Source organism: Streptomyces sp. NPDC029014 (assembly GCF_055564695.1).
The window spans coordinates 38,298-60,520 of record NZ_JBVHVT010000031.1 but is presented as its reverse complement, the minus strand read 5'-3'; the positions used below and the strand labels follow the sequence as shown (position 1 = coordinate 60,520).

Below are 22,223 nucleotides of genomic sequence, written 5' to 3'. Positions count from 1 at the left end.
GCCCCGGCTCCCCGTCGTCCCGACCCCGCGGGCCGGCTTCCCGGGGGCTCGGCCCCCGGACCCCCGCACCTCGAACGCGGCGCGGCCGGAAGCGGTCGCTCGGCCGGGGCGGGATCCGGCCGCCCGGCTACCGCCCGGTACGTGGACGGGGGCCGGGCCGGGCAGGCCCGCGGGGGTGTGAGCCGTGTCGCACCCCCGCGGGCAGCGCACGGCTTCCGGCCAGTAAACGGCCCGAGCCGGTGCGCGCACCTGAGAGAATGAAGCCATGGCTTCTGATCGTCCTCGCGCGCTCTCCGGCATCCAGCCCACCTCCGGTTCGTTCCACCTCGGGAACTACCTCGGAGCGATCCGCCAGTACGTCGCCCTCCAGGAGACGCACGACGCGTTCTACATGGTCGTCGACCTGCACGCGATCACCATGCCGCAGGACCCGAAGGAGCTCCGGGCGAACACCCGGCTCTCCGCGGCGCAGCTGCTCGCCGCCGGCCTCGACCCGGAGCGCTGCACCCTCTTCGTCCAGAGCCACGTCCCCGAGCACGCGCAGCTCGCCTGGGTCATGAACTGCATCACCGGCTTCGGCGAGGCCAGCCGGATGACCCAGTTCAAGGACAAGTCCGCCAAGGGCGGTGTCAACGCAGCCAGCGTCGGCCTGTTCACGTACCCGATCCTCCAGGTCGCCGACATCCTGCTCTACCAGGCGAACGCCGTCCCCGTCGGCGAGGACCAGCGCCAGCACATCGAGCTGACCCGCGACCTGGCCGAGCGCTTCAACCAGCGCTTCGGGCAGACGTTCACCCTCCCGGCCGCGCACATCGTCAAGGAGGTCGCGAAGATCTACGACCTCCAGGACCCGACGATCAAGATGTCGAAGTCCGCGTCCTCCCCCAAGGGCCTGATCAACCTCCTCGACGAGCCGAAGGCCACCGAGAAGAAGATCAAGAGCGCGGTCACCGACACCGAGGCCGAGATCCGCTTCGACACGGAGAAGAAGCCGGGCGTCAGCAACCTGCTCACGATCTACTCCACCCTGACGGGGGAGACCGTCCCGGCCCTGGAGGCCCGCTACGAGGGCAAGGGCTACGGCGCGCTGAAGACCGACCTCGCCGCCGTGATGGTCGACTTCGTCACGCCGTTCAAGCAGCGCACCCAGGAGTTCCTGGACGACCCGGAGACGCTCGACGCCATCCTGGCCAAGGGCGCCGAGAAGGCCCGTGCGGTCGCCGCCGAGACCCTGGCACAGGCGTACGACCGCCTCGGCTTCCTGCCCGCGAAGCACTGACCCGGCCCCGCCGGAGCACCCGGCGGAGTCCCGGCGGAAGAAGGCCCCTGGCATTCCGGGGGCCTTCGGCCGCACACTGGATCGGCACGGCACGCACACATCCGGCACACGGACGACCAAGGAGAGCTACGTGGGGACCGTAACGCTCGGCGTTTCGATCGCGGTCCCGGAGCCGCACGGCACCCAGCTCCAGGAGCTGCGCGCAGGCTTCGGTGACGCCGCCGCGCACGGCATCCCCACGCACGTCACCCTCGTCCCGCCCACCGAGGTGGACGCGGACCGGCTGCCGCAGATCAGGGCCCACCTCGCCGAGGTCGCGGAAGCCTTCGGGCCCTTCGCGATGCGGCTGGAGGGCACCGGCACCTTCCGCCCGCTCTCCCCGGTCGTCTACGTGAAGGTCGCCGAGGGCGGCGCGGGCTGCACCCGCCTCCAGGGCCTGGTCCGCGACCCCGCCGGGCCGCTCGACCGGGAGCTGGCGTTCCCGTACCACCCGCACGTCACCGTCGCCCACGGGATCTCCGAGGAGGCGATGGACCTGGCCTTCGCCGAGCTCGCCGACTACGCGGCCGGGTGGATGTGCACCGGCTTCGCGCTCTACGAGCAGGGCTCGGACGGGGTGTGGCGCAAGCTGCGCGAATACCCTTTCGGCAGCGGCGCGGCGGGCACCGTCCCGGCGCAGGCCGGCGCCCCGGCCGATGAGGCCGTCGCGGACACCTCCGTACAGCAGCCCTGACGCGGCTCCTGCCGCAGCGGCCGCAGGACCCGGCGGGCCCGGAATCCGATCGAGCGCAGGACCAGCTGGTGGAACGGGCGAAGACCGTGGCGGAAAGTCACAATCGACGACCGTAGTCCCAGAAGGTCGCAATCCCGGCGATTTGCGTCGGCTCCTTTACGGTGAGCCCATGGACTGGCTGAAGAACCTCCCGGTGGTCGGCCCGGCGGCCACCCGGCTGATGCAAACCCATGCATGGCGCTCGTACGAACGCCTGGACCGCACCCACTGGACCCGGCTCGCCGCCGCGATCACCTTCATCAGCTTCGTCGCGCTCTTCCCGCTCCTCGCCGTGGCCGCCGCCGTCGGCGCGGCCCTGCTCAGCCAGGAGCAGCTGGACCGGCTCCAGAAGACCCTCGCCGAACAGGTCCCCGGCATCTCCGACCAGCTCAACATCGCCGGTCTCGTCGACAACGCGGCCACCATCGGACTCGTCGCCGGCGCCTTGCTGCTCCTCACCGGCATCGGCTGGATCGGGAGCATGCGGGAGTGCCTGCGCGCCGTCTGGGAGAAGGACGACGAGGGCGAGGAGAACGCCCTCGTCCGCAAGGGCAAGGACACCCTCGTCCTGCTCGGCCTCGGCGCCGTCGGCCTGGCCTCGGCCGCCGCCTCCATCATCGGCGCCACCGCCGTCGGCAAGTTCGGCGGCTGGCTGGGCATCCCCCAGCAGGGCGCGGGCGGCGTGGTCCTGCGCACCGCGGCCTTCCTGGTCGGCGTGGTCGCCGCGTTCCTGGTGCTGCTGTACCTGCTGACCCTGCTGCCCGGGGTGGAGCCGCCGCGCCGCAGCCTGATCCAGGCCGCCCTCATCGGCGCGGTCGGCTTCGAACTGCTGAAACTGCTGCTCGGCGGCTATATGCGGGGCGTCGCCACGAAGAGCATGTACGGGGCCTTCGGCGTGCCGATCGCCCTGCTGCTCTGGATCAACTTCACCGCGAAGCTGCTGCTGTTCTGCGCGGCCTGGACGGCGACCCGTCCCCGCCCCGCGGACGGGGGCGAGGCCGAGGGCGGGAACGGGCACGGGCACGAGGCCGAGCCCGGGGGCGGGCAGGGGGCCGGGGGCCGGGGCGCGACCGAGAACTGACCCTCCCGGCCCGGCTCAGGGCACGTCGGTTCCGGCCCGCTCCTCGCGGCGGCCGCGTACCGCCAGCGGCCAGCGCCGGTTGACGGCGTACGCCCCGACCGCGACGACGGCCAGCGCCCCGCCCGCGACGCCGAGCGCGGTGCCGAGCCCGCCGCCCCCGCCGGCGCCGTCCGCCGACGGGTCCCGGTCGTGCGACTGGGCGGGGGAGCCGTGCGGGGAGCTGTCGGCGCCGTGGGGCGGCACCAGCTCCCCGACCGGCTTGACCTTCCCGGCCGCCGCGAAGCCCCAGTCGAGGAGCTGGGCGGTCTCCTCGTAGACGGAGTTCGCCCCGCCGTCCGTGTTCATCACCGTGACCAGCAGCTTCTTGTCGCCGTGCTGGGCGAGGCCGGTGAAGGTGGCCCCGGCCATCGTCGTGTTGCCGTTCTTCACCCCCGCGATGCCCTTGTACGGGGTGAGGCCGCCGGCACCGGTCATCAGCCGGTTGGTGTTCTGGATCTCGAAGAACTCGCGCGGCTTGCCCGTCTCCTGCTCGCCGGGGAACCGGGCGCTGGCCGTGCCGCAGTACTCGCGGAAGTCCTGCTTCTGCAGGCCGGAGCGGGCGATCAGGGTGAGGTCGTACGCGCTCGACACCTGCCCGGGGGCGTCGTACCCGTCGGGCGAGACGACGTGGGTGTCGAGGGCCTGGAGTTCCTCGGCGTGCGCCTGCATGTCCCGCACGGTCTTCTCGATGCCGCCGTTCATGGCGGACAGCACGTGCACGGCGTCGTTGCCGGACCGCAGGAACACCCCGAGCCACAGGTCGTGCACGGAGTACTCCAGCTCCTCCTTGATGCCGACCAGGCTGGAGCCGGCCCCGACACCGGCCAGCTCCTGCTCGGTGACCTTGTGGAGCCGGTCCTTGGGGAGGCCGGGCAGCAGCGTGTCGGCGAAGAGCATCTTCATCGTGGAGGCCGGGGGCAGCCGCCAGTGCGCGTTGTTCGCCGCGAGGACCTCCCCGGTCTCGGCGTCGGCCACGATCCACGACCGTCCGGTCAGGTTCGCCGGCAGGGTGGGCGCCCCGGCGAGCGGATTGACCTGCACGCCCGGCTTGCCGAGCAGGGCCCCGCCGACGGTCGACATCGACGCGGGCGGTGCGGGCGCGCCCGGTGCCTGTTGCGGCTGCCCCTTGCCGTCGGCCGGGGGAGTGGGCGAGGCGTGCGCGGGCACCGTGAGGAGGGCGGGGGCCAGGAGCGCGGCGGAAAGGACCGCCATCGCGGTCTTCTTGGCAGACACGCAGGTGAACGTACATGCAGATGGGCATGCCACCGCCGGGGACCGGCCAAGTCGGCCCAACCACCGCCGGGACAGCCCACCCCGGCGCGTCCGTCCTGGGGACCGAACCGATACTGGTCGCATGAAACTCAGCCGTGCTGCTTCCTGGTTCCTGCTCGCCTTCGGCGTGTGGAGCTGGTTCATCTGGGTGTCTTTCGTCCGGAACCTGTGGAAGGACAGCAGCGGTATGGCTTTCGACGCGGCGGGCGAGCCCACCGCGTACTTCTGGGTACACCTTCTCCTGGCCGTGACGTCCTTTCTCCTGGGGACGGCCGTTGGTGTGATCGGGCTGCGCGGGGTGCTGGCACTGCGCCGTGAGTCGCGCGGCGGGCCGCAGCAGTGACCGTCGTGCTCTTCGCCGTCGTCGCCCTGCTCGTACTGGCCCTGTTGGGGCTGGTCCACCGGTGGTTGTGGGTCCGCCTGGTCCGCGACACCACCCGCCCCGGGAGCCGGGCCCGCACGGTGGGCACCGTCCTCGCCGTCGTACTGCCGCTGCTGTCGCTGGCCGCCCTGACCGCGGGCCGCGCCGGGGCCCCCTTCGTGCTGGAGCAGGTGGTGGCCTGGCCGGGCTACCTGTGGCTGGCCGTCCTGCTGTACCTGAGCATGGCCCTGCTGGTCGCGGAGCCGGTCCGGGCCGTGCTCCTGCGCCGCCGCCCGGCGGGCGGTCCGCAGCCGGGGCCGGCGGCCCAACGGGCGCGCGAGCCGCAGCCGCAGGCCTCCGCCCCGGTCGGGGCCGCGGCGCAGGCCGCCCCCGAGCCGGGCCCGGCGGCACCCGCGCCGGAAGGGCCGTCGGGGCCGTCCGGGCGGTCGGGGGAGTCCTCGGAGAAACCCTCGGAGGAGAGCTCGCAGGAGCCGTCGGAGGCCGGGATCGGCCGGCGGCTGTTCGTCGCCCGCGCCGTCGCCGGCGTCGCCGTCGCAGCCGCCACCGGGACCGTCGGGTACGGGACGTACGGGGTGATGCGCGGGCCGCGCGTGAAGCGGGTGCAGGTCCCCCTCGCCAAACTGCCCCGCGCCGCCCACGGCTTCCGCATCGCCGTCGTCAGCGACGTCCACCTCGGGCCCGTCCTCGGCCGGGCGCACGCCGCCCGGATCGTCGAGACCGTCAACCGCACCCAGCCCGACCTCATCGCCATCGTCGGCGACCTCGTCGACGGCGACGTGGCCGACCTCGGCCCCGCCGCCGAACCCCTGGCAGGACTGCGGGCGAGGCACGGCGCGTACTTCGTCACCGGGAACCACGAGTACTTCTCCGGGGCGCAGCAGTGGATCGACCACGTCCGCGAGCTCGGCCTGACCCCGCTGGAGAACGCCCGCCGCGCCCTGCCGCACTTCGACCTCGCCGGGGTCAACGACGTCCAGGGCGAGCGGGAGGGCAGCGGCCCGGACTTCCGCGCGGCCCTCGGGGACCGGGACCGGTCCCGCGCCGCGGTGCTCCTCGCCCACCAGCCGGTGGTCATCCACGACGCCGTCCGCCACGGCGTCGACCTCCAGTTGTCCGGGCACACCCACGGCGGGCAGATGTGGCCCGGCGAGTACCTCGCCGAGCTGGCCAACCCGACCGTCGCCGGCCTCGAACGCTACGGGGACACCCAGTTGTACGTGTCCCGCGGAGCCGGCGCGTGGGGGCCGCCGGTCCGGGTCGGCGCGCCCTCGGACATCACCGTCGTCGAACTCGCCTCGTACCAGGCCTGACCGGACGGCGCCGGCAGCCGCTCAGCCGCCCGCCAGGCGCCGTTCCAGGCCGTCGAGGACGAGGTCCAGCCCGTAGTCGAACTCGGCCCCGTGGTCGTACCCGGGCTGCATGACGTGCTCCCGGGCGAACTCGGCCAGGTGCGGGTACTCCCGGGCCGGGAACTGCGCGAGGAAGTCGACGACGGCCTCACCCACGTCCTGTGGTTCGAACGGCAGGGCGGCCTCGGTCAGGGCGAACCCGTAGACGTAGCTGTCCAGCAGCGAGAACGCGTGCGCCGCGAGCGCGAAGGGGAAGCCGCCGCCCCGCAGGGTGGCGATCACCGCGTCGTGGTGCCGGAGCGTGGCCGGGCCCGGGTGGGCGCGCGAGTCCATCACCGCGGTCGCCCAGGGGTGGCGGCGCAGTACGGCCCGGGCCGAGTGGGCGCGGTGGCGCAGCGCGGTCCGCCAGTCGGTGCCCTCGGGCGGCAGGTCGATCTCGGCGAAGACGGCGTCGACGATGCCGTCGACGATCGCCTCCTTGTTGGGCACGTGGTGGTACAGCGACATCGGTTTGACGCCGAGCTCCTGCGCCACGGACCTGATCGTCAGCGCGGTGATGCCGCCCTCGTCCGCGACGCGGACCGCCGCGGCGAGCACCCGTTCGCGGCTGAGCGGAACCTGCTTCGCCATATCGCCTTCCGTCCGGACGCCTCATGGATTTCCTGCTGCCCGGAGGCTACCGTACTAAGTAAGTCGTACTTAGTACGGAAGAGAGGCGGGCGGAATGGACCTGATGAAGGCGGTCGTCCAGGAGGGCTACGGCCCCCCCGAGGTCCTGCGGCTGGCGCAGCTCCCGCGGCCCTCCGCCGGGAAGGGCGAGGTGCTGCTCCGGGTCGCCGCGGCCGGCGTCGACCGGGGCACCTGGCACCTCATGGCGGGGCGGCCCTACGCGGTGCGGCTGGCCCTCGGACTGCGCCGGCCGCGGAACCCGGCGGTCGGGCAGGACGTGGCGGGCACGGTCGTCGCGGTGGGGCCGGGCGTGACCGGCTTCGCGGAGGGCGACGCGGTGTACGGCGTCGCGTCCGGCTCCTTCGCCGAGTACGCGGTCGCCCGCGCCGACCGGATCGTGCACAAGCCGGCCCGGCTCGGCTTCGAGGAGGCCGCCGTGGTGGCGGTCTCCGGGCTCACCGCGCTCCAGGGCCTGCGGGACGCGGGCCGGGTCCGGCCGGGGCAGCACGTCCTGGTGATCGGCGCGTCGGGCGGGGTGGGGACGTACGCCGTGCAGGTGGCCAAGGCCCTGGGGGCCGAGGTGACCGGGGTGTGCAGCACGGCCAAGACGGAGCTGGTCCGCTCGATCGGCGCGGACCACGTGGTCGACTACACCCGCACCGACTTCGCGGCCGGCGGCCCGCGCTACGACGTGGTCCTCGACATCGGCGGCAGCAGCAGCCTGTCCCGGCTGCGCCGGGCCCTCGCCCCGCGCGGGACCCTCGTCATCGCGGGCGGCGAGGACGCCGGGGACTGGATCGGGCTCGGTCGGCAGTTCCGGGCGGTCGTGCTGTCGCCCTTCGTGCGGCAGCGGCTGACGATGTTCGTCGCGAAGACCCGGCGGGCCGACCTCGAAGCGCTGAACGAGCTCGTGGAGGCCGGGCGGCTGACCCCGGTCGTGGGCGCCACCCACCCGCTGGCCGACGTACCCGAGGCGGTACGCCGCCTGGCGGCGGGTCAGGCCCGTGGCAAGACCGCCATCACGGTCCGCCCGGCGGAACCGGCGCGCCCCTAGGACTTGGGCGCCGTCTCCGTCTCCGTCCCCGGCTCCGGGGCGGGGTCCGAGGCGCGCTTCTTCTTCGACACGGCCGTCTGCGCCATGCCGGGCAGGAAGTCCGCGAACAGCTCGTGCAGTTCGCGGACCAGCGGGCGCAGCACCCGGAAGCGGGCCAGGACGATGCCGCGGGCGGTGAGCTGGGCGCCGCGCTCGGCGAGCCGCCGGGTCTTGACGCTGTCGGGGGACCGGTCGAAGACCCAGTACAGGACGAGCCCCATGTGCGAGAGCCACATCAGCTCGGGCAGCACGTCGACGAGTTCGTCCGGCACCTTGGTCTTCGCGCCGGCCAGGACCTCGCGGTGCATGTCGATCGCGAGTTTGCGGGCGGGCTCGGACTCGGGGGAGAAGGGGCTGAGCGGGCTCTCCGGGTCGGCGGCGTTCTTGAAGAACTGCGAGGCGAACTCGTGGTACGGCGCCGCGATGTCGAGCCAGCTCAGCAGTACGCCGGCGAGCCGCTTCTGCAGGTCGGTCTCGTTGTCCAGGATGGGCCGGACCGCCGCCTGGTGGGCGGAGCCGATCCGGTCGTAGAAGCCCTGGACCAGGTGTTCCTTCGACTCGAAGTAGTAGTAGGCGTTGCCGACCGAGACTCCGGCCTCCTTGGCGATGGCCCGCATGGTCGTCTTGTCGAAGCCGCGCTCCTGGAAGAGGCGGAGCGCGGTTTCGAGGATGAGCGTGCGGGTCTGCTCGCTCTTGGGAGCCTTCTGATCAGTCACGGTGTCCGAGCCTATCGGGGTGCGGGGCAGTGCTCGCCACAGGCGGGTGCCTCCGCGCCCGGTCCGGGCTCCGAGCCGGGCTCCGAGCCGGGCTCCGAGCCGGGTTCGGTCCGTACGGCCTGCCGCCAGGCGGAGGCGGTGTACATGGCGCCCCGGGCGAAGGGCCGGCCCGCCGGGGTGGCGAGCCAGTTCGCCTTCGGCCGGTGCTCGGCCAGCGCCCACAGGCAGACGATGAAGGCGTCGGTGCCGGTCCACACCTGGCCCGCGTCCCCGACCACGGTGATCTCGCGGAGCGTCGAGGCGTGGTCGAGGCCGGGGAACCGCCGCCGCGCCTGCGCGGACCCGGCCGGCACGAGCCGGAGCGGGACCAGCCACGGCTGCCCGAGCAGCCAGTGCCGGATGTGGACGCACAGCGGGCAGTCCGCGTCGTACAGGACGGTCAGGTGCCGGGTGGCGGTAGCCCCTGTTGCCGGTGCCATCGTCAGGCTCCGGCAGCCGGAGCGGTCCAGGCCTGCGGTGCGACCGGCGGCGTCTGCTGGCGCTCCATGATCCCGCGGCGGCGCATCTTGTTCAGCACCCACACGTTGCCGAGGTGCATGACGCCGAGGACGAGCAGGACGACGCCGAGCTTGACCGAGAGGACCTCGAAGAGCGTGCGGGCGGAGTCGATGGTGTCGGCCGACCGCAGGTAGAGGGTCACGAAGCCGATGTTGACGAGGTAGAAGCCGACCACCAGGAGGTGGTTCACGGCGTCCGCGAGCTTCTCGTTCCCGTTCAGGACGTCGGCGATGAAGACCCGTCCGTTGCGGCTGAGCGTCCTGGCGACCCAGATGGTCAGGCCGATGCTGATGAGCAGGTAGATGACGTATGCGACGACGGTGAGGTCCATGCCCTCGCCCCCCTTGAACGTGTTCAACTCGTTGGCAGGACTGACTGTAGACCTCTTTTTGAACAGGTTCAAGCCTGTTGTGCGGGGGCGGCCCGGAGCTGTTCACGGCCCGGGGAGCCGTGTCGCGCGGGGGCCGGACGGGTCACCCGTCGGGGGCGCCCGCCCGATGCCGAGGTGGTCCCTCAGCGACCGACCGCCGCCTGCGGAAATCCCCCGGACGGCCACTGTCGGCGCCCGGGGGTACGCTCCAGGGCAGGCGGGTTTGACGACGGGTCAGGGGGCATCATGGGGTACGACCCCGTACACACCGACGAAGTGCGCCGCGTCATCGCCGGGGGCGGCGCCGCCGAGGAGCTCGCCGCCGCGCTGTTGGAGGCGTCCTTCCGCCGCCAGTTCAACTACCGGGACGATCTCGTGGCGCAGGTGCTCGCCGACCTGTGCGCCCGCCCCGCCCCGGCGCGCCGACGCCTCAGGGACGCCTTGGCCGGACACTTCCGCACCGCCGACGCGGACACCGAGCCGGGGAGGCACCTGCTGGCCCTGGTCGCCCTCATCGGCCGGGGCCTGTCCGAGGAGGTGCTCGTCACCGAGCGGCGGCGGCAGCTCGACACGGTCGGCGTCTGGTGGCGCACGAGCTACTCGGCCTGGGAGCGGGCGCTGGTGGACGGTGAGCTGGCCGCCGGGCGGAACCTGGCGCCCGTCGTCGTCGCCACCCTGCGCCGCAGCCACCTGTCGCCCTACTACTGCGAGGGCCTGGACGCGGTCGTCCCCAAGCTCGCCGGGCCGGTGCTCAACGTCGGCGAGGCCTGGGCGGACCGGGCCCTGGCCGACGGGGAGCGCTGGCAGCCGCTGCTGGCCCACGCGATGACCGCCACCGCCGTCAGGCCCTCCGCCCGCTGGGAGCGGACCGCCCGCTCGCTGTGCGACGCCGTCGGCGCCGGGCCGGTGCGCGAGCAGGTGCTCGGCTGGCTGGAACTCGTGGGAACGCCGCGGACCGTGCCGCTGGTCGAGGAAGGGGGGTACGAGCCCGACGCCAACGCGATGTGGGACCCGCACAACGCCACCGCCCTGCGCGGGCTGGCCTGGATGCTGGCCGTCCTGCCCCCGCACCCCGATTCCGTGCCCGCCCTCGGTCGCCTCGCCGAGGCCGCGCTGTGCTGGCTGGAGGGGCACGGGGCCCTGCGCCCGAGGGTTGCGGGCGCCTGCATCACGGCACTGGCCCGTACCGACGGCGAGCCCGCCCTCGCCGAACTGGCCCGGCTGGCCGGCCGTGTCACCCACAAGCCGACCCGCAAGCTCCTCGACGCGGCGCTGGAGTCCCGCACGGCATCCCGGGATCCGGCCGGGAGCAGCTGACGGAGGGTTAGGGATTCGGCTGCTGATCGCTCATGCGGCCGTTACGCAGAACCTGGCCACCGAGACCCTCCCGGCCGCACTACCCCGCTCCGTCCCTGCGCCCACCGGCCGCGAGGATCTCGGCGACGTCCAGGGTGACCTTGGCGCCGATCGACTCGGGCAGGGTGACGAGCTCGCCGGGCGCATGGACGCGGTGCGTGCCGTACCCGTCGGCGGTCGGGTCGGTGAGGACGTGCAGGCGGTTGTGCCTGCGGTCGACGATCACGTACACCGGGACCTTGGCGTCTGCGTAGGCGGTGACCTTGGTGCGCAGATCGGCCTGGTAGTTGGAGGAGGTGACCTCCAGGACCAGGCGGAAGACGACGGGGTCGTAGCAGTTGTTCTCGACGAGGTACTCGTCCGCGTCGGCGTCGACGATGCAGAGATCGGGGATGGCGTAGTCCGAGGGGCCGGCAGGCAGCCACAGGCCGATGCCCTGGTGCACCTCCGTCTCGCCGTCGTCCAGGCCTGCGGCCAGGAAGGGACGGTCGAGCTTCTTGACGGCCCTGGAATGGGCCAGGTCGGCTGGCGGAGTCACGACGATGACGCCTCCGATGATCTCGACGCGGTAGCCGGGGTTCCGCTCCATGAGCCGGTTGGCCTCGTCGAGGAGGGACCGGTCGCCGTAGGGCTGCTCAGCGGGTGCTGCGGACATCACGTGCCTCCCGTGGGCTGCTGTCGAGGGCATCATCGTAGGACGCGGACCCCTCCGGCGGCCGCATTCCGCGCCCTCACCCGAACGGGCGAGGGCCTCCGCCAGCTCGGGCTCGGGTCAGGTCCGCGGTCAGTTCGAGGCCCTTGGCGGGACCGTCGGGGACGGCCGTGGGGGTGCCGTAGGCCGCGGTGGTCTTCGTGGCGTACACGCCCTTCTCCGGATCCGGGCAGCTGAACACGGTCACGGTGCCCTCGATGATCTCGGCCCGGTAGCCCTCCGGGAGGTCCATCGCCTTCCAGGCCTGCCAGAGGACCTCGTCGAGGCCCGGGTCGTCCGGCGCCCCGTGGGCGAGAGCAGACATGAGAAGCACCCCCGGTACGAGCAGCATCGGCGACGCTACTCCCTCCGGGCGGCCGCCCGGCCCGATGAAAGGTTCATCCCGTCGGGCGTTCACCCGCGGGGGTCGGTACGGCGCGAGGGCCCCGCGCCCGGGGTGAACCGGGTGCGGGGCCCTCGTGTGTGCAACGCGGGTGACCGGAGGGTCAGAAGCGGCGGGTGATCAGGGCGCGCTTGACTTCCTGGATCGCCTTCGTGACCTCGATGCCACGGGGGCACGCGTCCGTGCAGTTGAAGGTCGTGCGGCAGCGCCACACGCCGTCCTTCTCGTTCAGGATCTCCAGGCGCTGCTCGCCGGCCTCGTCACGCGAGTCGAAGATGAAGCGGTGCGCGTTGACGATCGCCGCCGGGCCGAAGTACTGGCCGTCGTTCCAGAACACCGGGCAGGAGGAGGTGCAGGCCGCGCACAGGATGCACTTCGTCGTGTCGTCGAAGCGCTCCCGGTCCTCCGCCGACTGCAGGCGCTCGCGGGTCGGCTCGTTGCCCTTGGTGACCAGGAACGGCATGACGTCCCGGTACGCCTGGAAGAAGGGCTCCATGTCGACCACGAGGTCCTTCATCACGGTCAGGCCCTTGATGGGCTCGACGGTGATGGGCTTCTCCGGGTTGATGTCCTTGATCAGCGTCTTGCACGCGAGGCGGTTCTTGCCGTTGATCCGCATCGCGTCGGAGCCGCAGATGCCGTGCGCGCAGGAGCGGCGGAAGGTGAGCGTGCCGTCCAGTTCCCACTTGATCTTGTGGAGACCGTCGAGCACGCGCTCCTTCGGGTCGATCTCGACCTGGAAGTCCTGCCACTCGGCCTGGTCGGAGACCTCGGGGTTGAAGCGGCGGATCCGGAAGGTGACCGTGATGTACGGGGAGGCGGCAGACGCCGAGGGACCGGTCTCCGCCTTTTCGAGGGTCGGGGTGGCCATCAGTACTTACGCTCCATCGGCTGGTAGCGGGTGGTGACGACGGGCTTGTAGTCGAGCCGGACGGAGTCCTTGCCGTCGGCCGCCACCTCGCGGTACGCCATGGTGTGGCGCATGAAGTTGACGTCGTCGCGGTTCGGGTAGTCCTCGCGGTAGTGACCGCCGCGGGACTCCTTGCGGGCCAGGGCCGAGACGGCCATGACCTCGGCCAGGTCGAGCAGGTTGCCCAGCTCGATGGCCTCCAGCAGGTCCGTGTTGAACCGCTTGCCCTTGTCCTGGATCGAGACGTTCTTGTAGCGCTCGCGCAGCTCCGCGATCTTCTCGACCGCGGTCTTGATGGTCTGCTCCGTGCGGAACACCGACACGTTCGCGTCCATCGTCTCCTGCAGCTCGTTGCGCAGGTCGGCGACCCGCTCCGAGCCGGTGGAGTTGCGCAGCCGCTCGACCAGGTCGACGACGACCTCGGCCGGGTTCTCCGGCAGCTCGACGTAGTCGGACGTGGCGGAGTACTCGGCGGCGGCGATGCCCGCGCGGCGACCGAAGACGTTGATGTCCAGCAGCGAGTTGGTGCCCAGGCGGTTGGCGCCGTGCACCGACACGCACGCGACCTCGCCGGCCGCGTACAGGCCGGGGACGACGGTGGTGTTGTCCGACAGGACCTCACCCTCGACGTTGGTCGGGATGCCGCCCATGGCGTAGTGCGCGGTGGGCTGGATCGGGATCGGGTCCGTGTAGGGCTCGATGCCGAGGTAGGTGCGCGCGAACTCCGTGATGTCCGGGAGCTTGGCGTCCAGCTGCTCCGGCGGCAGGTGCGTCAGGTCCAGGTACACGTGGTCGCCCTCGGGACCGCAGCCGCGGCCCTCGCGGATCTCCGTGTAGATGGAGCGGGACACGACGTCACGGGACGCGAGGTCCTTCATGACCGGCGCGTACTTCTCCATGAAGCGCTCGCCGTCCTTGTTGCGGAGGATGCCGCCCTCGCCGCGGGCGCCCTCCGTCAGCAGGATGCCCATGCGCCAGATGCCCGTCGGGTGGAACTGGAAGAACTCCATGTCCTCCAGCGGCAGGCCGCGCCGGTAGCAGGCCGCCTGGCCGTCACCGGTGAGGGTGTGCGCGTTGGAGGTCACCTTGAAGAACTTGCCGTTGCCGCCCGAGGCGTAGACGACGGCCTTCGCCTGGAAGATGTGGATCTCACCGGTGGCCAGCTCGTACGCGACCACGCCGGCGGACTTCTTGACGCCGTCGACCTCGGTGATCAGCTGGTCCAGGACGTAGAACTCGTTGAAGAACTCCACGCCCTCCTTGACGCAGTTCTGGTACAGCGTCTGGAGGATCATGTGGCCGGTGCGGTCCGCGGCGTAGCAGGACCGGCGGACCGGGGCCTCGCCGTGGTTGCGCGAGTGGCCGCCGAAGCGGCGCTGGTCGATGGTGCCGTCCGGGGTGCGGTTGAACGGCAGGCCCATCTTCTCCAGGTCGAGGACGGCGTCGATGGCCTCCTTCGCCAGGATCTCGGCGGCGTCCTGGTCGACCAGGTAGTCACCGCCCTTGACCGTGTCGAAGGTGTGCCACTCCCAGTTGTCCTCCTCCACGTTGGCCAGCGCGGCGGCCATGCCGCCCTGCGCGGCGCCCGTGTGGGAGCGGGTGGGGTACAGCTTGGTCAGCACGGCGGTGCGGCTGCGCTTCGTCGCCTCGATGGCGGCGCGCATGCCCGCGCCACCGGCGCCGACGATGACGGTGTCGTACTTGTGGATCTTCATGAGATGTGTCGCCTCAGCCCCGTTGCCTAGCGGATGTTCGGGTCGAAGGTGAAGATCACCAGCGTGCCCAGGAGGATGGTGAACACCGTGGCGGTGTAGAGCAGGCCCTTCAGCCACAGACGCGTGTTCGCGCGCTCCGCGTAGTCGTTGATGACGGTACGCAGGCCGTTGGCGCCGTGCAGCATCGCCAGCCACAGCATCAGCAGGTCCCAGACCTGCCAGAACGGGGACGCCCAGCGGCCGGCCACGAAGGCGAAGCCGACCTTGGACACGCCGCCGTCCAGCACCAGCTGGATCAGCAGGTGGCCGATGACCAGGACGACGAGGACGATGCCGGACAGGCGCATGAAGAGCCATGCGGCCATCTCGAAGTTGCCGCGGGTCGAACGCGGGGTCTTAGCGGTGCGCTTGCGCGGTGCCTCGATGTACGGCGCCGGGTTGTCGACGTCGTAGAGGCTCACGCCCTCCACGTCGCCGATGGCCTGAGCGGAAGAAGTGTCAGAAGACATGCGCGTCACTTCCCGAACAGTTCGAGGTAAGCGTGGCCGAGGACGGGGTACAGCGCCCCGACCATCAGCACCAGCCAGATCGCCAGGACCCACCAGAGCATCTGCTTCTGGTAGCGGGGGCCCTTGGACCAGAAGTCCACTGCGATGACACGGAGACCGTTCAGCGCGTGGAACAGGATGGCGGCCACGAGGCCGTATTCCAGCAACGCGACGATCGGCGTCTTGTAGGTAGCCACGACATCGTCGTACGCCTCAGGGGAGACGCGGACGAGAGCGGTGTCGAGGACGTGTACGAACAGGAAGAAGAAAATGAGGACGCCGGTGACTCGATGAGCCACCCAGGACCACATTCCTTCCCGGCCGCGGTACAACGTTCCAGCCGGCACGGAAAACCCTCCGGAAGCGGGGCGGGGGCCTGCCGGCTTCGTTGTCGGTCGGGCCCGGCCGGGTACGGTCCACCGGCCCCGGACATCGTAGCGACGCTTTGTCGGTTCCTTCGCCCGGGGTCCTCCGGTGTGATCAAACAGGCACGGACGGCCTATCCCACCGGGGCGAATAGCCCCGTTTCGGCCGCAGACACACCGTCCGGGGAGGTGAGCCAATCCGTCAGGTCGGTGAGCCTGGCCAGGGCCAGCCGGCGCAGCTCGTCCGCCGAGATGGCCCGCTCCTCCTCGCGGTCCAGGACCATCCTCCGGCGGATCGCCCCCAGCAGTTGGTCGGCCTGCTCCTCCGGGGGGTGCCCGTCCAGGCAGACCACGAAGGCGTGCCCGAAGGTGCGCTCGTACTCCGCGTGGGCCGCGTCCAGTGCCAGCAGGGCCGCGTACGGGGCGCCGTGGCCCAGCTCCGGCGGGAACTCCGCGGCGAGCGCCTCGGCCAGGTCCGCCTGGCTGAGGTCGTACGAGGCTTCGTCGGCCGCCGCCCGCAGGGCGCCCGAGTCCGGGTACGGTCTGTGGGCGGCCACCCGGTGCGCCCAGCGCCGGCTGCCGCAGCACTCCATCAGGACGGCCTCGGCCGCTTCGGCGGACAGGGCGTTGAAACGCGCCAGGCCGCCGGCCGGTGCCGGAAGATGGCTGGACAGCGGGGGCTCCTCGGGGCGCGGTACGGGCGTACCGCCACGCTAGCGACGCCGGACGGGGTGCGCCGGGCCGGTGCGGGGTTTTCCCCCGGAAGTGAGCCGAAAGGATGACGTGGTGAGGTCCACGGGAACGGGGTGGAAGACGACCGAGGCCGCCACCCCCCACAGGAGAGGCCCCGGTCGCCGTCCGTACGGACTCGTGCGACAAGCCCGTACCCATGACAGCGTCGCGGATGCGTTTTGTGTCACACCCCGGTTCGCGCACGATTGGTTGCTCCCCGTACAACTCGTGGACGAAGGTACTTGAAAGCCGTAACGTGCTGATTTGCGCCACACGTACAGGACAGTCAGTGAACGGGTTGGGGACTTTGCTGGGGGACGACGCGGAGCTGACCGCCGCGGTGCTCGCGGCACAGGACGGCGATGAGAACGCGTTCCGTGCTGTGTACCGCACCGTGCACCCGCGCCTGCTCGGGTACGTACGCACGCTCGTGGGCGACGGCGACGCGGAGGACGTGACCTCCGAGGCCTGGCTGCAGATCGCCCGCGACCTCGACTCCTTCACCGGCGACGCCGACCGCTTCCGCGGCTGGGCGGCACGGGTGGCCCGCAACCGGGCCCTGGACCACGTCCGCATGCGCGGCCGCCGCCCCGCCATCGGCGGCGACGAGACCGAGCTGACGGGCCGGGCCGCCGACAGCGACACCGCGGGCGAGGCCATGGAGGCCCTCTCCACCGGCCGGACCATGGCCCTCATCGCCAGGCTCCCGCAGGACCAGGCCGAGGCGGTGGTGCTGCGCGTGGTGGTCGGACTCGACGCCAAGAGCGCGGCCGAGACCCTCGGCAAGCGGCCCGGAGCGGTGCGCACCGCGGCCCACCGAGGACTGAAGAAGCTGGCGGAGCTGCTGTGCGCCGAGGGCGTGGGCGGGCCGGAAGCGGAGCCTGCGTCGGACCGGGCGCCGACGGTCGGCCATAATGCCGGTGGCCCGATCCGGGAGGGCGGGGGTCAGCGCGACCTCGACGCCGTTCCCGCCCAGCGCGGCCGGGGCGGCGGCCTCGTAGAACAAACCGGTGTGACGCATTCACGTTGGCGGACGCAGAAGGACATGTGATGGCCGACGAGCGCAACAGGTGGTTGGACGGGGCGGCGGCGGAGCGCGTGCTGCGCGGCGCGCCGGCCGCCCCGGACGCCGATCGCCACGCCCGGGATGCCGAGCTGCGGCTGCGGGCCGCCCTCGACATGCTGGTGCCGCCGCAGGCCCCCGCCGGGACGGAACTGCCCGGGGAGGACGCCGCGCTGGCCGCGTTCCGCGCCGCCCGCGCAGGAGCGCCGGGCGCCGCCGACGCCCGGGCCGCCGGGCCCGCCGGGTCTGCAGGGTCCGCAGGGTCCGCCCCGGAGGTCGGGCCCGTCGTGGACCTCGGCCCCGTGATCCCCCTGCCCGCACCCCGGGCCGGAGCCGCCCCGTCGTCCCGGCGCGGCCGCCCCGTGCGGTTCGCGCTGGCCGCGGCGCTGGCCAGCGTCGCCGTCGGCGGGATCGCGGCGGCCGCCGGCGCCGGCCTGCTGGACCGCGCCACCCACACCTCCGCGGGACCCGCGCCGGCCGCGACGCTCAGCGCCGAGGAGAACCCGGCCCTGTCCGGCGGCGTCGGCCCCACCTCCGCACCGCAGCTGCGCCCCAACCCGTTGCGCAGCGCCGACGGCGGGAGCACCGCGCCCGGCACCCCGGACGGCTTGGCGGCCGGTCCGGACACGGCCGACGGCGGCGCCACCGGAGCCGACTCCCGCTTCGGCCCCGGCACGGACACCTCGTCCGGCACGGCCTCCGCGGGCGGCACCGGCGGCGTCGGCAAGGAGACCCTCGGCGGCGGTGCGACCGAGCTGCACGGCCAGGACAATCAGACCCGCCTCAAGGCGGTGGACCTGTGCGAGGCGTACCGCTCCGGCAGCATGAACACCGACCGCCGCGACAAGCTGTCCAAGCTGGCCAAGGGGCTCTCGCGGATCCCGCAGTACTGCGAGGTGCTGCTCGACGGGCCCCGCGGGTCGAAGACCGGCACCGCGCCCCGCAGCACCGAGGGCAGTGGCGAGGTCCTCAAGGCCCCGACGCCCGGCCGGGCGGCACCGATGACCCACCCGTCCCCGGCGGTCGGGACCGCCTCCCCGGGCGTGCGCGTACCGCGCTGACCGCCCGCCCCGACGTACTCCGAAGGCCCCGCGACGACGCTCCGTGCGGGGCCTTCGCGCTGTTCGCGGCAGGTGCCACGAACACCCTGTAACACTTTTCGAACCCGTGGCGCAGTACATAACGAGCCGACTGGTCATCGGCGGCGCATGAGCCGGGGTTCCCCCCGTACCCCTGGGCTCTGCGCACCCGGCGCGGGCGGGGTTCGTTCCCCCGGCCCTGCCCGCGCCCCCCTTCTTCCTTCCGTTCCCCCGGCCCTCCGGGCTCCGGCCCCGGGCCGTGCGCAGCCCGGCACCACCCGCGCGCGGCCCGTTCGAGCCCCCGGCGCCGCCGGTTCCACGGACAAAGAAAAACGGCCCGGGTCCGCCCCCCCCGGGTCCGGACTCGGGCCGTTAGGCCGCCACGGCTCACCAGTAGACGACGACCTTGTCGCCGACCTTCACCTGGTCGAACAGCGCGGCGATCTTGCCCTTGTCGCGGACGTTGACGCAGCCGTGCGAGGCGCCCTTGTAGCCGCGCGCCGCGAAGTCCGCCGAGTAGTGCACCGCCTGGCCGCCGCTGAAGAACATCGCGTACGGCATCGGCGTGTGGTAGATCGTCGACGTCCAGTCCTTGGCCTTCCAGCCGACGCTGAACTCGCCCTCGCGGGTCGGGGTGTTCTCCGAACCGAAGCGGACGTCCATGGTGGAGACGACCCTGCCGTCGATCATCCAGGCCAGGGTGCGGCTCTCCTTGCTGATGCACAGGACGCGGCCCTGCATGCAGCGCGGGTCGGGCGCGTCGGCCTCGTTGACCTCCGGCGGGCGCAGTTCGTCGGCCGTCGGCTTCTTGCTGGCGCCCTGCAGCTTCTTCCAGGTGGCCTCGTCGACCGAGCCGGTGGCGGGCAGGCCGTACTTCGACTGGAAGTTCTTGACCGCGGTGGTCGTCTTCGTGCCGTAGAAGCCGGTCGGCTTCACCGACATGAACTTGAGCTGCTTCAGGCGGGCCTGGAGCTCGCGCACCTGGTCGCTGTCGTCGCCGTTCGCCATGATCGGCTTGACCGTCGGGGAAGCCGAGGCCGAGGCCGAGGCCGAGGCGGACGGGGAGGCGGACTGCGACGGCGACGCGGACGGCGAGGCCTGCTTGTCGTCGGCCGAGGGCGAGGCCTCGGGGGAGGTGCTCGTCGCCGCGGACGGGGCGACCGGGGAGGCCGAGCCGGCCGGCGTCGCCTTCGGCCCGCACGCGGTCGCGGCGAGCGCGACGGCGGCGGCCGCCCCGAGTGTGCGGACTATGGCTCTCTGGCGGTGCATGTTGCTGTCCCCCCGAATTCTGCGGTCGTCGTGTGTCTAGGTGATGCCTGGCGGGCGTGGAGAGTTGCACGGAGTGCGGGGATGTTGCGCCATTGTGACCAGCAGCCGTCAGGGAGACGGCCGGCAGCCGTCGCGGGGAAGGTTGTACCAGCCCCGGGTCCCTTTGCTCTACGGAGGGCTTGGTCACATGTCGAACACCGAGAGCGGCATCCCGATCGAACCGGTCTACGGGCCGGAGGTTCTGACGGGGTGGGACCCGCACGCCAAACTGGGCGAACCAGGGGCGTATCCGTACACACGGGGGATCTACCCGTCGATGTACACCGGCAAGCCGTGGACGATGCGCCAGTACGCGGGCTTCGGGACGGCGGCCGAATCCAACGCCCGCTACCGGCAGCTCATCGCGGGCGGCGGTACCGGCCTGTCCGTCGCCTTCGACCTGCCTACCCAGATGGGCCACGACTCCGACGCGCCCCTCGCGCACGGCGAGGTCGGCAAGGTCGGCGTCGCCGTCGACTCGATCGACGACATGCGGATGCTGTTCGACGGGATTCCGCTCGACCGGGTGTCCACCTCGATGACCATCAACGCCCCGGCCGCCCTCCTGCTGCTGCTGTACCAGTTGGTCGCCGAGGAGCAGGGGATCGCGGGCGGGCAGCTGACCGGGACCGTGCAGAACGACGTCCTGAAGGAGTACATCGCCCGCGGGACGTACATCTTCCCGCCCGGGCCCTCGCTGCGGCTGACCGCCGACACCTTCCGGTACTGCCGGGCCGAGATCCCCCGTTGGAACACCATCTCCATCTCCGGCTACCACATGGCCGAGGCCGGGGCCTCGCCCGCGCAGGAGATCGCCTTCACCCTGGCCGACGGGATCGCGTACGTGCGCACCGCCCTGGACGCCGGGATGGCCGTCGACGAGTTCGCCCCCCGCCTGTCGTTCTTCTTCGTCGCGCGCACCACCCTGCTGGAGGAGGTCGCGAAGTTCCGCGCCGCCCGACGGATCTGGGCCCGCGTCATGCGCGAGGAGTTCGGGGCGCGGGACCCCAAGTCGCTGATGCTGCGCTTCCACACCCAGACCGCCGGCGTCCAGCTGACGGCGCAGCAGCCCGAGCTGAACCTCGTACGGGTGGCGGTCCAGGCCCTGGCGGCCGTGCTCGGCGGCACCCAGTCGCTGCACACGAACTCCTTCGACGAGGCCATCGCCCTGCCGACGGAGAAGGCGGCCCGGCTGGCCCTGCGCACCCAGCAGGTGCTCGCCCACGAGACCGACGTCCCGCACACCGTCGACCCGTTCGCCGGCAGCTACGCGGTGGAGCGGATGACCGACGAGGTGGAGGCGGCGGCGCTCGACCTGATGCGCCGCGTCGAGGACCTCGGCGGGGCGGTGGCCGCGATCGAGGCCGGCTTCCAGAAGGCGGAGATCGAGCGCAACGCGTACCGCATCGCGCAGGAGACCGACGGCGGCGAGCGGGTGGTGGTCGGGGTGAACCGCTTCGCCCTGGCCGAGGAGGAGCCGTACGAGCCGCTGCGCGTCGACCCGGCCATCGAGGTCCGCCAGCGCGAGTCCCTCGCCGCCCTGCGCGCCGAGCGGGACGCCGGGGCGGTCGCGGCGGCCCTCGCCGCCCTGCGCGAGGCGGCGCGGGGCACGGCCAACGTCCTCTACCCGATGAAGGAGGCCCTGCGCGCCCGGGCCACGGTGGGCGAGGTCTGCACCACCCTCCGGGAGGTGTGGGGTGCCTACGAGCCGTCCGAATCGCGCTGGTGACCGCATGCTGGAACACCCGTGCGACAGGAGCAACTGCATGGGACACTCCTGCGCATGCTGGGTGTCACCGATCTGCCGACCTACCTCATCGGCCTCGTCCTGATCATCCTCCTGCCGGGTCCCAACTCCCTGTACGTGCTCTCCGTCGCCGCCCGGCGCGGGGTGCGTACGGGCTACAAGGCCGCCGCCGGGGTGTTCACGGGCGACGCCGTGCTCATGGCGCTCGCCGCCACCGGGGCCGGGGCCCTGCTCCAGGCCAGCCCGGTCCTCTTCGGTGTCGTCAAGCTGCTCGGCGCCGGCTACCTGACCTGGCTCGCCGTCGGGATGCTGCGCGGCGCCTGGTCGCTGTGGCGGTCGCGGACCGGGCCGCAGCCGGAGCCGGAGGCCGCCGCGGCCGTGGAGGCGGACGCGGGCGAGGCCGAGCGGCCGTACCGCCGGGCGCTGCTGATCAGCCTGTTCAACCCGAAGGCGATCCTGTTCCTGGTCTCCTTCTTCGTGCAGTTCGTCGACCCGGCCTACGCCTACCCGGCGCTCTCCTTCCTCCTGCTGGGCACGCTGCTCCAGCTCGGCAGCTTCCTCTACCTGACGCTGCTGATATTCGGCGGGACCCGGCTGTCCGCGGCGTTCCGCCGCCGCAGGCGGCTGTCGGCCGGGGCGACCTCGGCCGCCGGCGTCCTCTTCCTCGGTTTCGCCGCCAAGCTCGCCACCGGCTGACGGCCGGGCGACGGCGCAGTGGCTCCGGCT

Annotated in this window: 24 protein-coding genes; 11 read left to right on the top strand and 13 right to left on the bottom strand. The window is 72.2% G+C overall.

What is annotated here, in order from left to right:
• Positions 1-265 precede the first annotated feature (265 nt).
• The 3 genes from trpS (at position 266) to ACZ4VL_RS18870 (ending at position 3,132) form a co-directional block, all read left to right on the top strand.
• On the top strand, positions 266-1,279 hold the full coding sequence (gene trpS, locus ACZ4VL_RS18880; RefSeq protein WP_468200935.1) for a tryptophan--tRNA ligase: 1,014 nt from the start codon (positions 266-268) through the stop codon (positions 1,277-1,279).
• A 130-nt stretch (positions 1,280-1,409) separates the two neighbouring features.
• The gene (locus ACZ4VL_RS18875) at positions 1,410-2,012 is read left to right on the top strand and encodes a 2'-5' RNA ligase family protein (protein WP_468200932.1); all 603 of its coding nucleotides are present in this window, start codon (positions 1,410-1,412) and stop codon (positions 2,010-2,012) included.
• Positions 2,013-2,181: 169 nt separating this feature from the next.
• The gene (locus ACZ4VL_RS18870) at positions 2,182-3,132 is read left to right on the top strand and encodes a YihY/virulence factor BrkB family protein (protein ID WP_468200930.1); all 951 of its coding nucleotides are present in this window, start codon (positions 2,182-2,184) and stop codon (positions 3,130-3,132) included.
• 15 nt (positions 3,133-3,147) lie between these two features.
• Here ACZ4VL_RS18870 and ACZ4VL_RS18865 read toward each other — a convergent pair whose 3' ends face one another.
• Positions 3,148-4,383 carry a D-alanyl-D-alanine carboxypeptidase family protein gene (locus ACZ4VL_RS18865; RefSeq protein WP_468201011.1) on the bottom strand — a complete coding sequence of 412 codons (1,236 nt, stop codon included), beginning with the start codon at positions 4,381-4,383 and terminating at the stop codon, positions 3,148-3,150.
• Positions 4,384-4,525: 142 nt separating this feature from the next.
• On the opposite strand from ACZ4VL_RS18865, the gene ACZ4VL_RS18860 reads away from it, so the two are divergent.
• Together ACZ4VL_RS18860 and ACZ4VL_RS18855 are read left to right on the top strand one after the other, a co-directional pair.
• Positions 4,526-4,786, top strand: a complete 261-nt coding sequence (locus ACZ4VL_RS18860; RefSeq protein WP_361093551.1) for an SCO4848 family membrane protein — start codon at positions 4,526-4,528, stop codon at positions 4,784-4,786.
• A gap of 5 nt (positions 4,787-4,791) precedes the next feature.
• A complete protein-coding gene (locus ACZ4VL_RS18855) occupies positions 4,792-6,135 on the top strand; it encodes a metallophosphoesterase (protein ID WP_468201008.1) in 1,344 nt (447 codons plus the stop codon).
• A 21-nt stretch (positions 6,136-6,156) separates the two neighbouring features.
• Here ACZ4VL_RS18855 and ACZ4VL_RS18850 read toward each other — a convergent pair whose 3' ends face one another.
• Positions 6,157-6,804: a TetR/AcrR family transcriptional regulator gene (locus tag ACZ4VL_RS18850; protein WP_468200927.1), complete on the bottom strand. Its 648-nt coding sequence runs from the start codon at positions 6,802-6,804 to the stop codon at positions 6,157-6,159.
• Positions 6,805-6,907: 103 nt separating this feature from the next.
• Between ACZ4VL_RS18850 and ACZ4VL_RS18845 the strand changes: the two genes are divergently transcribed.
• The gene (locus tag ACZ4VL_RS18845) at positions 6,908-7,897 is read left to right on the top strand and encodes an NAD(P)-dependent alcohol dehydrogenase (protein ID WP_468201005.1); all 990 of its coding nucleotides are present in this window, start codon (positions 6,908-6,910) and stop codon (positions 7,895-7,897) included.
• Here the strand turns inward: ACZ4VL_RS18845 and ACZ4VL_RS18840 are convergent.
• Genes ACZ4VL_RS18840 through ACZ4VL_RS18830 form a run of 3 tightly spaced genes read right to left on the bottom strand, consistent with a single transcriptional unit; the run spans position 7,894 to position 9,541 of the window.
• Entirely contained in the window at positions 7,894-8,652 is a 759-nt protein-coding gene (locus tag ACZ4VL_RS18840; RefSeq protein ID WP_468200924.1) for a TetR/AcrR family transcriptional regulator, read from the bottom strand. The two genes, ACZ4VL_RS18845 and ACZ4VL_RS18840, sit on opposite strands and share 4 nt — an antisense overlap.
• A gap of 11 nt (positions 8,653-8,663) precedes the next feature.
• Complete coding sequence (locus tag ACZ4VL_RS18835; RefSeq protein WP_468200922.1) at positions 8,664-9,131, bottom strand: thiol-disulfide oxidoreductase DCC family protein; 468 nt, start codon at positions 9,129-9,131, stop codon at positions 8,664-8,666.
• A 2-nt stretch (positions 9,132-9,133) separates the two neighbouring features.
• On the bottom strand, positions 9,134-9,541 hold the full coding sequence (locus tag ACZ4VL_RS18830; protein WP_361093542.1) for a hypothetical protein: 408 nt from the start codon (positions 9,539-9,541) through the stop codon (positions 9,134-9,136).
• Between the two features lie 285 nt (positions 9,542-9,826).
• On the opposite strand from ACZ4VL_RS18830, the gene ACZ4VL_RS18825 reads away from it, so the two are divergent.
• On the top strand, positions 9,827-10,897 hold the full coding sequence (locus ACZ4VL_RS18825) for a hypothetical protein (RefSeq protein WP_468200919.1): 1,071 nt from the start codon (positions 9,827-9,829) through the stop codon (positions 10,895-10,897).
• A 79-nt stretch (positions 10,898-10,976) separates the two neighbouring features.
• Here the strand turns inward: ACZ4VL_RS18825 and ACZ4VL_RS18820 are convergent, their stop codons facing one another.
• The 7 genes from ACZ4VL_RS18820 to ACZ4VL_RS18790 all read right to left on the bottom strand — a co-directional run bounded on the left by ACZ4VL_RS18820 (position 10,977) and on the right by ACZ4VL_RS18790 (position 16,209).
• Positions 10,977-11,591, bottom strand: coding sequence for a Uma2 family endonuclease (locus tag ACZ4VL_RS18820; RefSeq protein WP_468200917.1), 615 nt, complete (start codon positions 11,589-11,591; stop codon positions 10,977-10,979).
• Between the two features lie 76 nt (positions 11,592-11,667).
• A complete protein-coding gene (locus ACZ4VL_RS18815) occupies positions 11,668-11,952 on the bottom strand; it encodes a hypothetical protein (protein ID WP_468200914.1) in 285 nt (94 codons plus the stop codon).
• A 181-nt stretch (positions 11,953-12,133) separates the two neighbouring features.
• Positions 12,134-12,901, bottom strand: coding sequence for a succinate dehydrogenase iron-sulfur subunit (locus ACZ4VL_RS18810; RefSeq protein WP_468200911.1), 768 nt, complete (start codon positions 12,899-12,901; stop codon positions 12,134-12,136).
• On the bottom strand, positions 12,901-14,655 hold the full coding sequence (gene sdhA / locus ACZ4VL_RS18805) for a succinate dehydrogenase flavoprotein subunit (protein ID WP_468200908.1): 1,755 nt from the start codon (positions 14,653-14,655) through the stop codon (positions 12,901-12,903). Before sdhA ends, ACZ4VL_RS18810 begins: the two co-directional genes overlap by 1 nt.
• 26 nt (positions 14,656-14,681) lie before the next feature.
• On the bottom strand, positions 14,682-15,164 hold the full coding sequence (locus ACZ4VL_RS18800; RefSeq protein WP_361093525.1) for a succinate dehydrogenase hydrophobic membrane anchor subunit: 483 nt from the start codon (positions 15,162-15,164) through the stop codon (positions 14,682-14,684).
• 5 nt (positions 15,165-15,169) lie between these two features.
• A complete protein-coding gene (gene sdhC / locus ACZ4VL_RS18795; protein ID WP_361093522.1) occupies positions 15,170-15,550 on the bottom strand; it encodes a succinate dehydrogenase, cytochrome b556 subunit in 381 nt (126 codons plus the stop codon).
• 152 nt (positions 15,551-15,702) lie between these two features.
• On the bottom strand, positions 15,703-16,209 hold the full coding sequence (locus ACZ4VL_RS18790; RefSeq protein WP_468201004.1) for a 2-oxo-4-hydroxy-4-carboxy-5-ureidoimidazoline decarboxylase: 507 nt from the start codon (positions 16,207-16,209) through the stop codon (positions 15,703-15,705).
• A gap of 398 nt (positions 16,210-16,607) precedes the next feature.
• Between ACZ4VL_RS18790 and ACZ4VL_RS18785 the strand changes: the two genes are divergently transcribed.
• Both ACZ4VL_RS18785 and ACZ4VL_RS18780 read left to right on the top strand, forming a co-directional pair.
• Positions 16,608-17,351 (top strand): RNA polymerase sigma factor, encoded by a 744-nt coding sequence (locus ACZ4VL_RS18785; RefSeq protein WP_468201002.1) that lies wholly within the window; start codon positions 16,608-16,610, stop codon positions 17,349-17,351.
• Positions 17,351-18,424: a hypothetical protein gene (locus ACZ4VL_RS18780; RefSeq protein ID WP_468200904.1), complete on the top strand. Its 1,074-nt coding sequence runs from the start codon at positions 17,351-17,353 to the stop codon at positions 18,422-18,424. Before ACZ4VL_RS18785 ends, ACZ4VL_RS18780 begins: the two co-directional genes overlap by 1 nt.
• A gap of 405 nt (positions 18,425-18,829) precedes the next feature.
• Here ACZ4VL_RS18780 and ACZ4VL_RS18775 read toward each other — a convergent pair whose 3' ends face one another.
• On the bottom strand, positions 18,830-19,711 hold the full coding sequence (locus ACZ4VL_RS18775; protein WP_468200902.1) for a L,D-transpeptidase family protein: 882 nt from the start codon (positions 19,709-19,711) through the stop codon (positions 18,830-18,832).
• A gap of 187 nt (positions 19,712-19,898) precedes the next feature.
• Here ACZ4VL_RS18775 and ACZ4VL_RS18770 point away from each other — a divergent pair, with 187 nt between their 5' ends.
• On the top strand, positions 19,899-21,479 hold the full coding sequence (locus ACZ4VL_RS18770; RefSeq protein ID WP_468200899.1) for an acyl-CoA mutase large subunit family protein: 1,581 nt from the start codon (positions 19,899-19,901) through the stop codon (positions 21,477-21,479).
• Between the two features lie 54 nt (positions 21,480-21,533).
• Positions 21,534-22,193 carry a leucine efflux protein LeuE gene (gene leuE, locus ACZ4VL_RS18765; RefSeq protein WP_468200897.1) on the top strand — a complete coding sequence of 220 codons (660 nt, stop codon included), beginning with the start codon at positions 21,534-21,536 and terminating at the stop codon, positions 22,191-22,193.
• Positions 22,194-22,223: the final 30 nt, after the last annotated feature.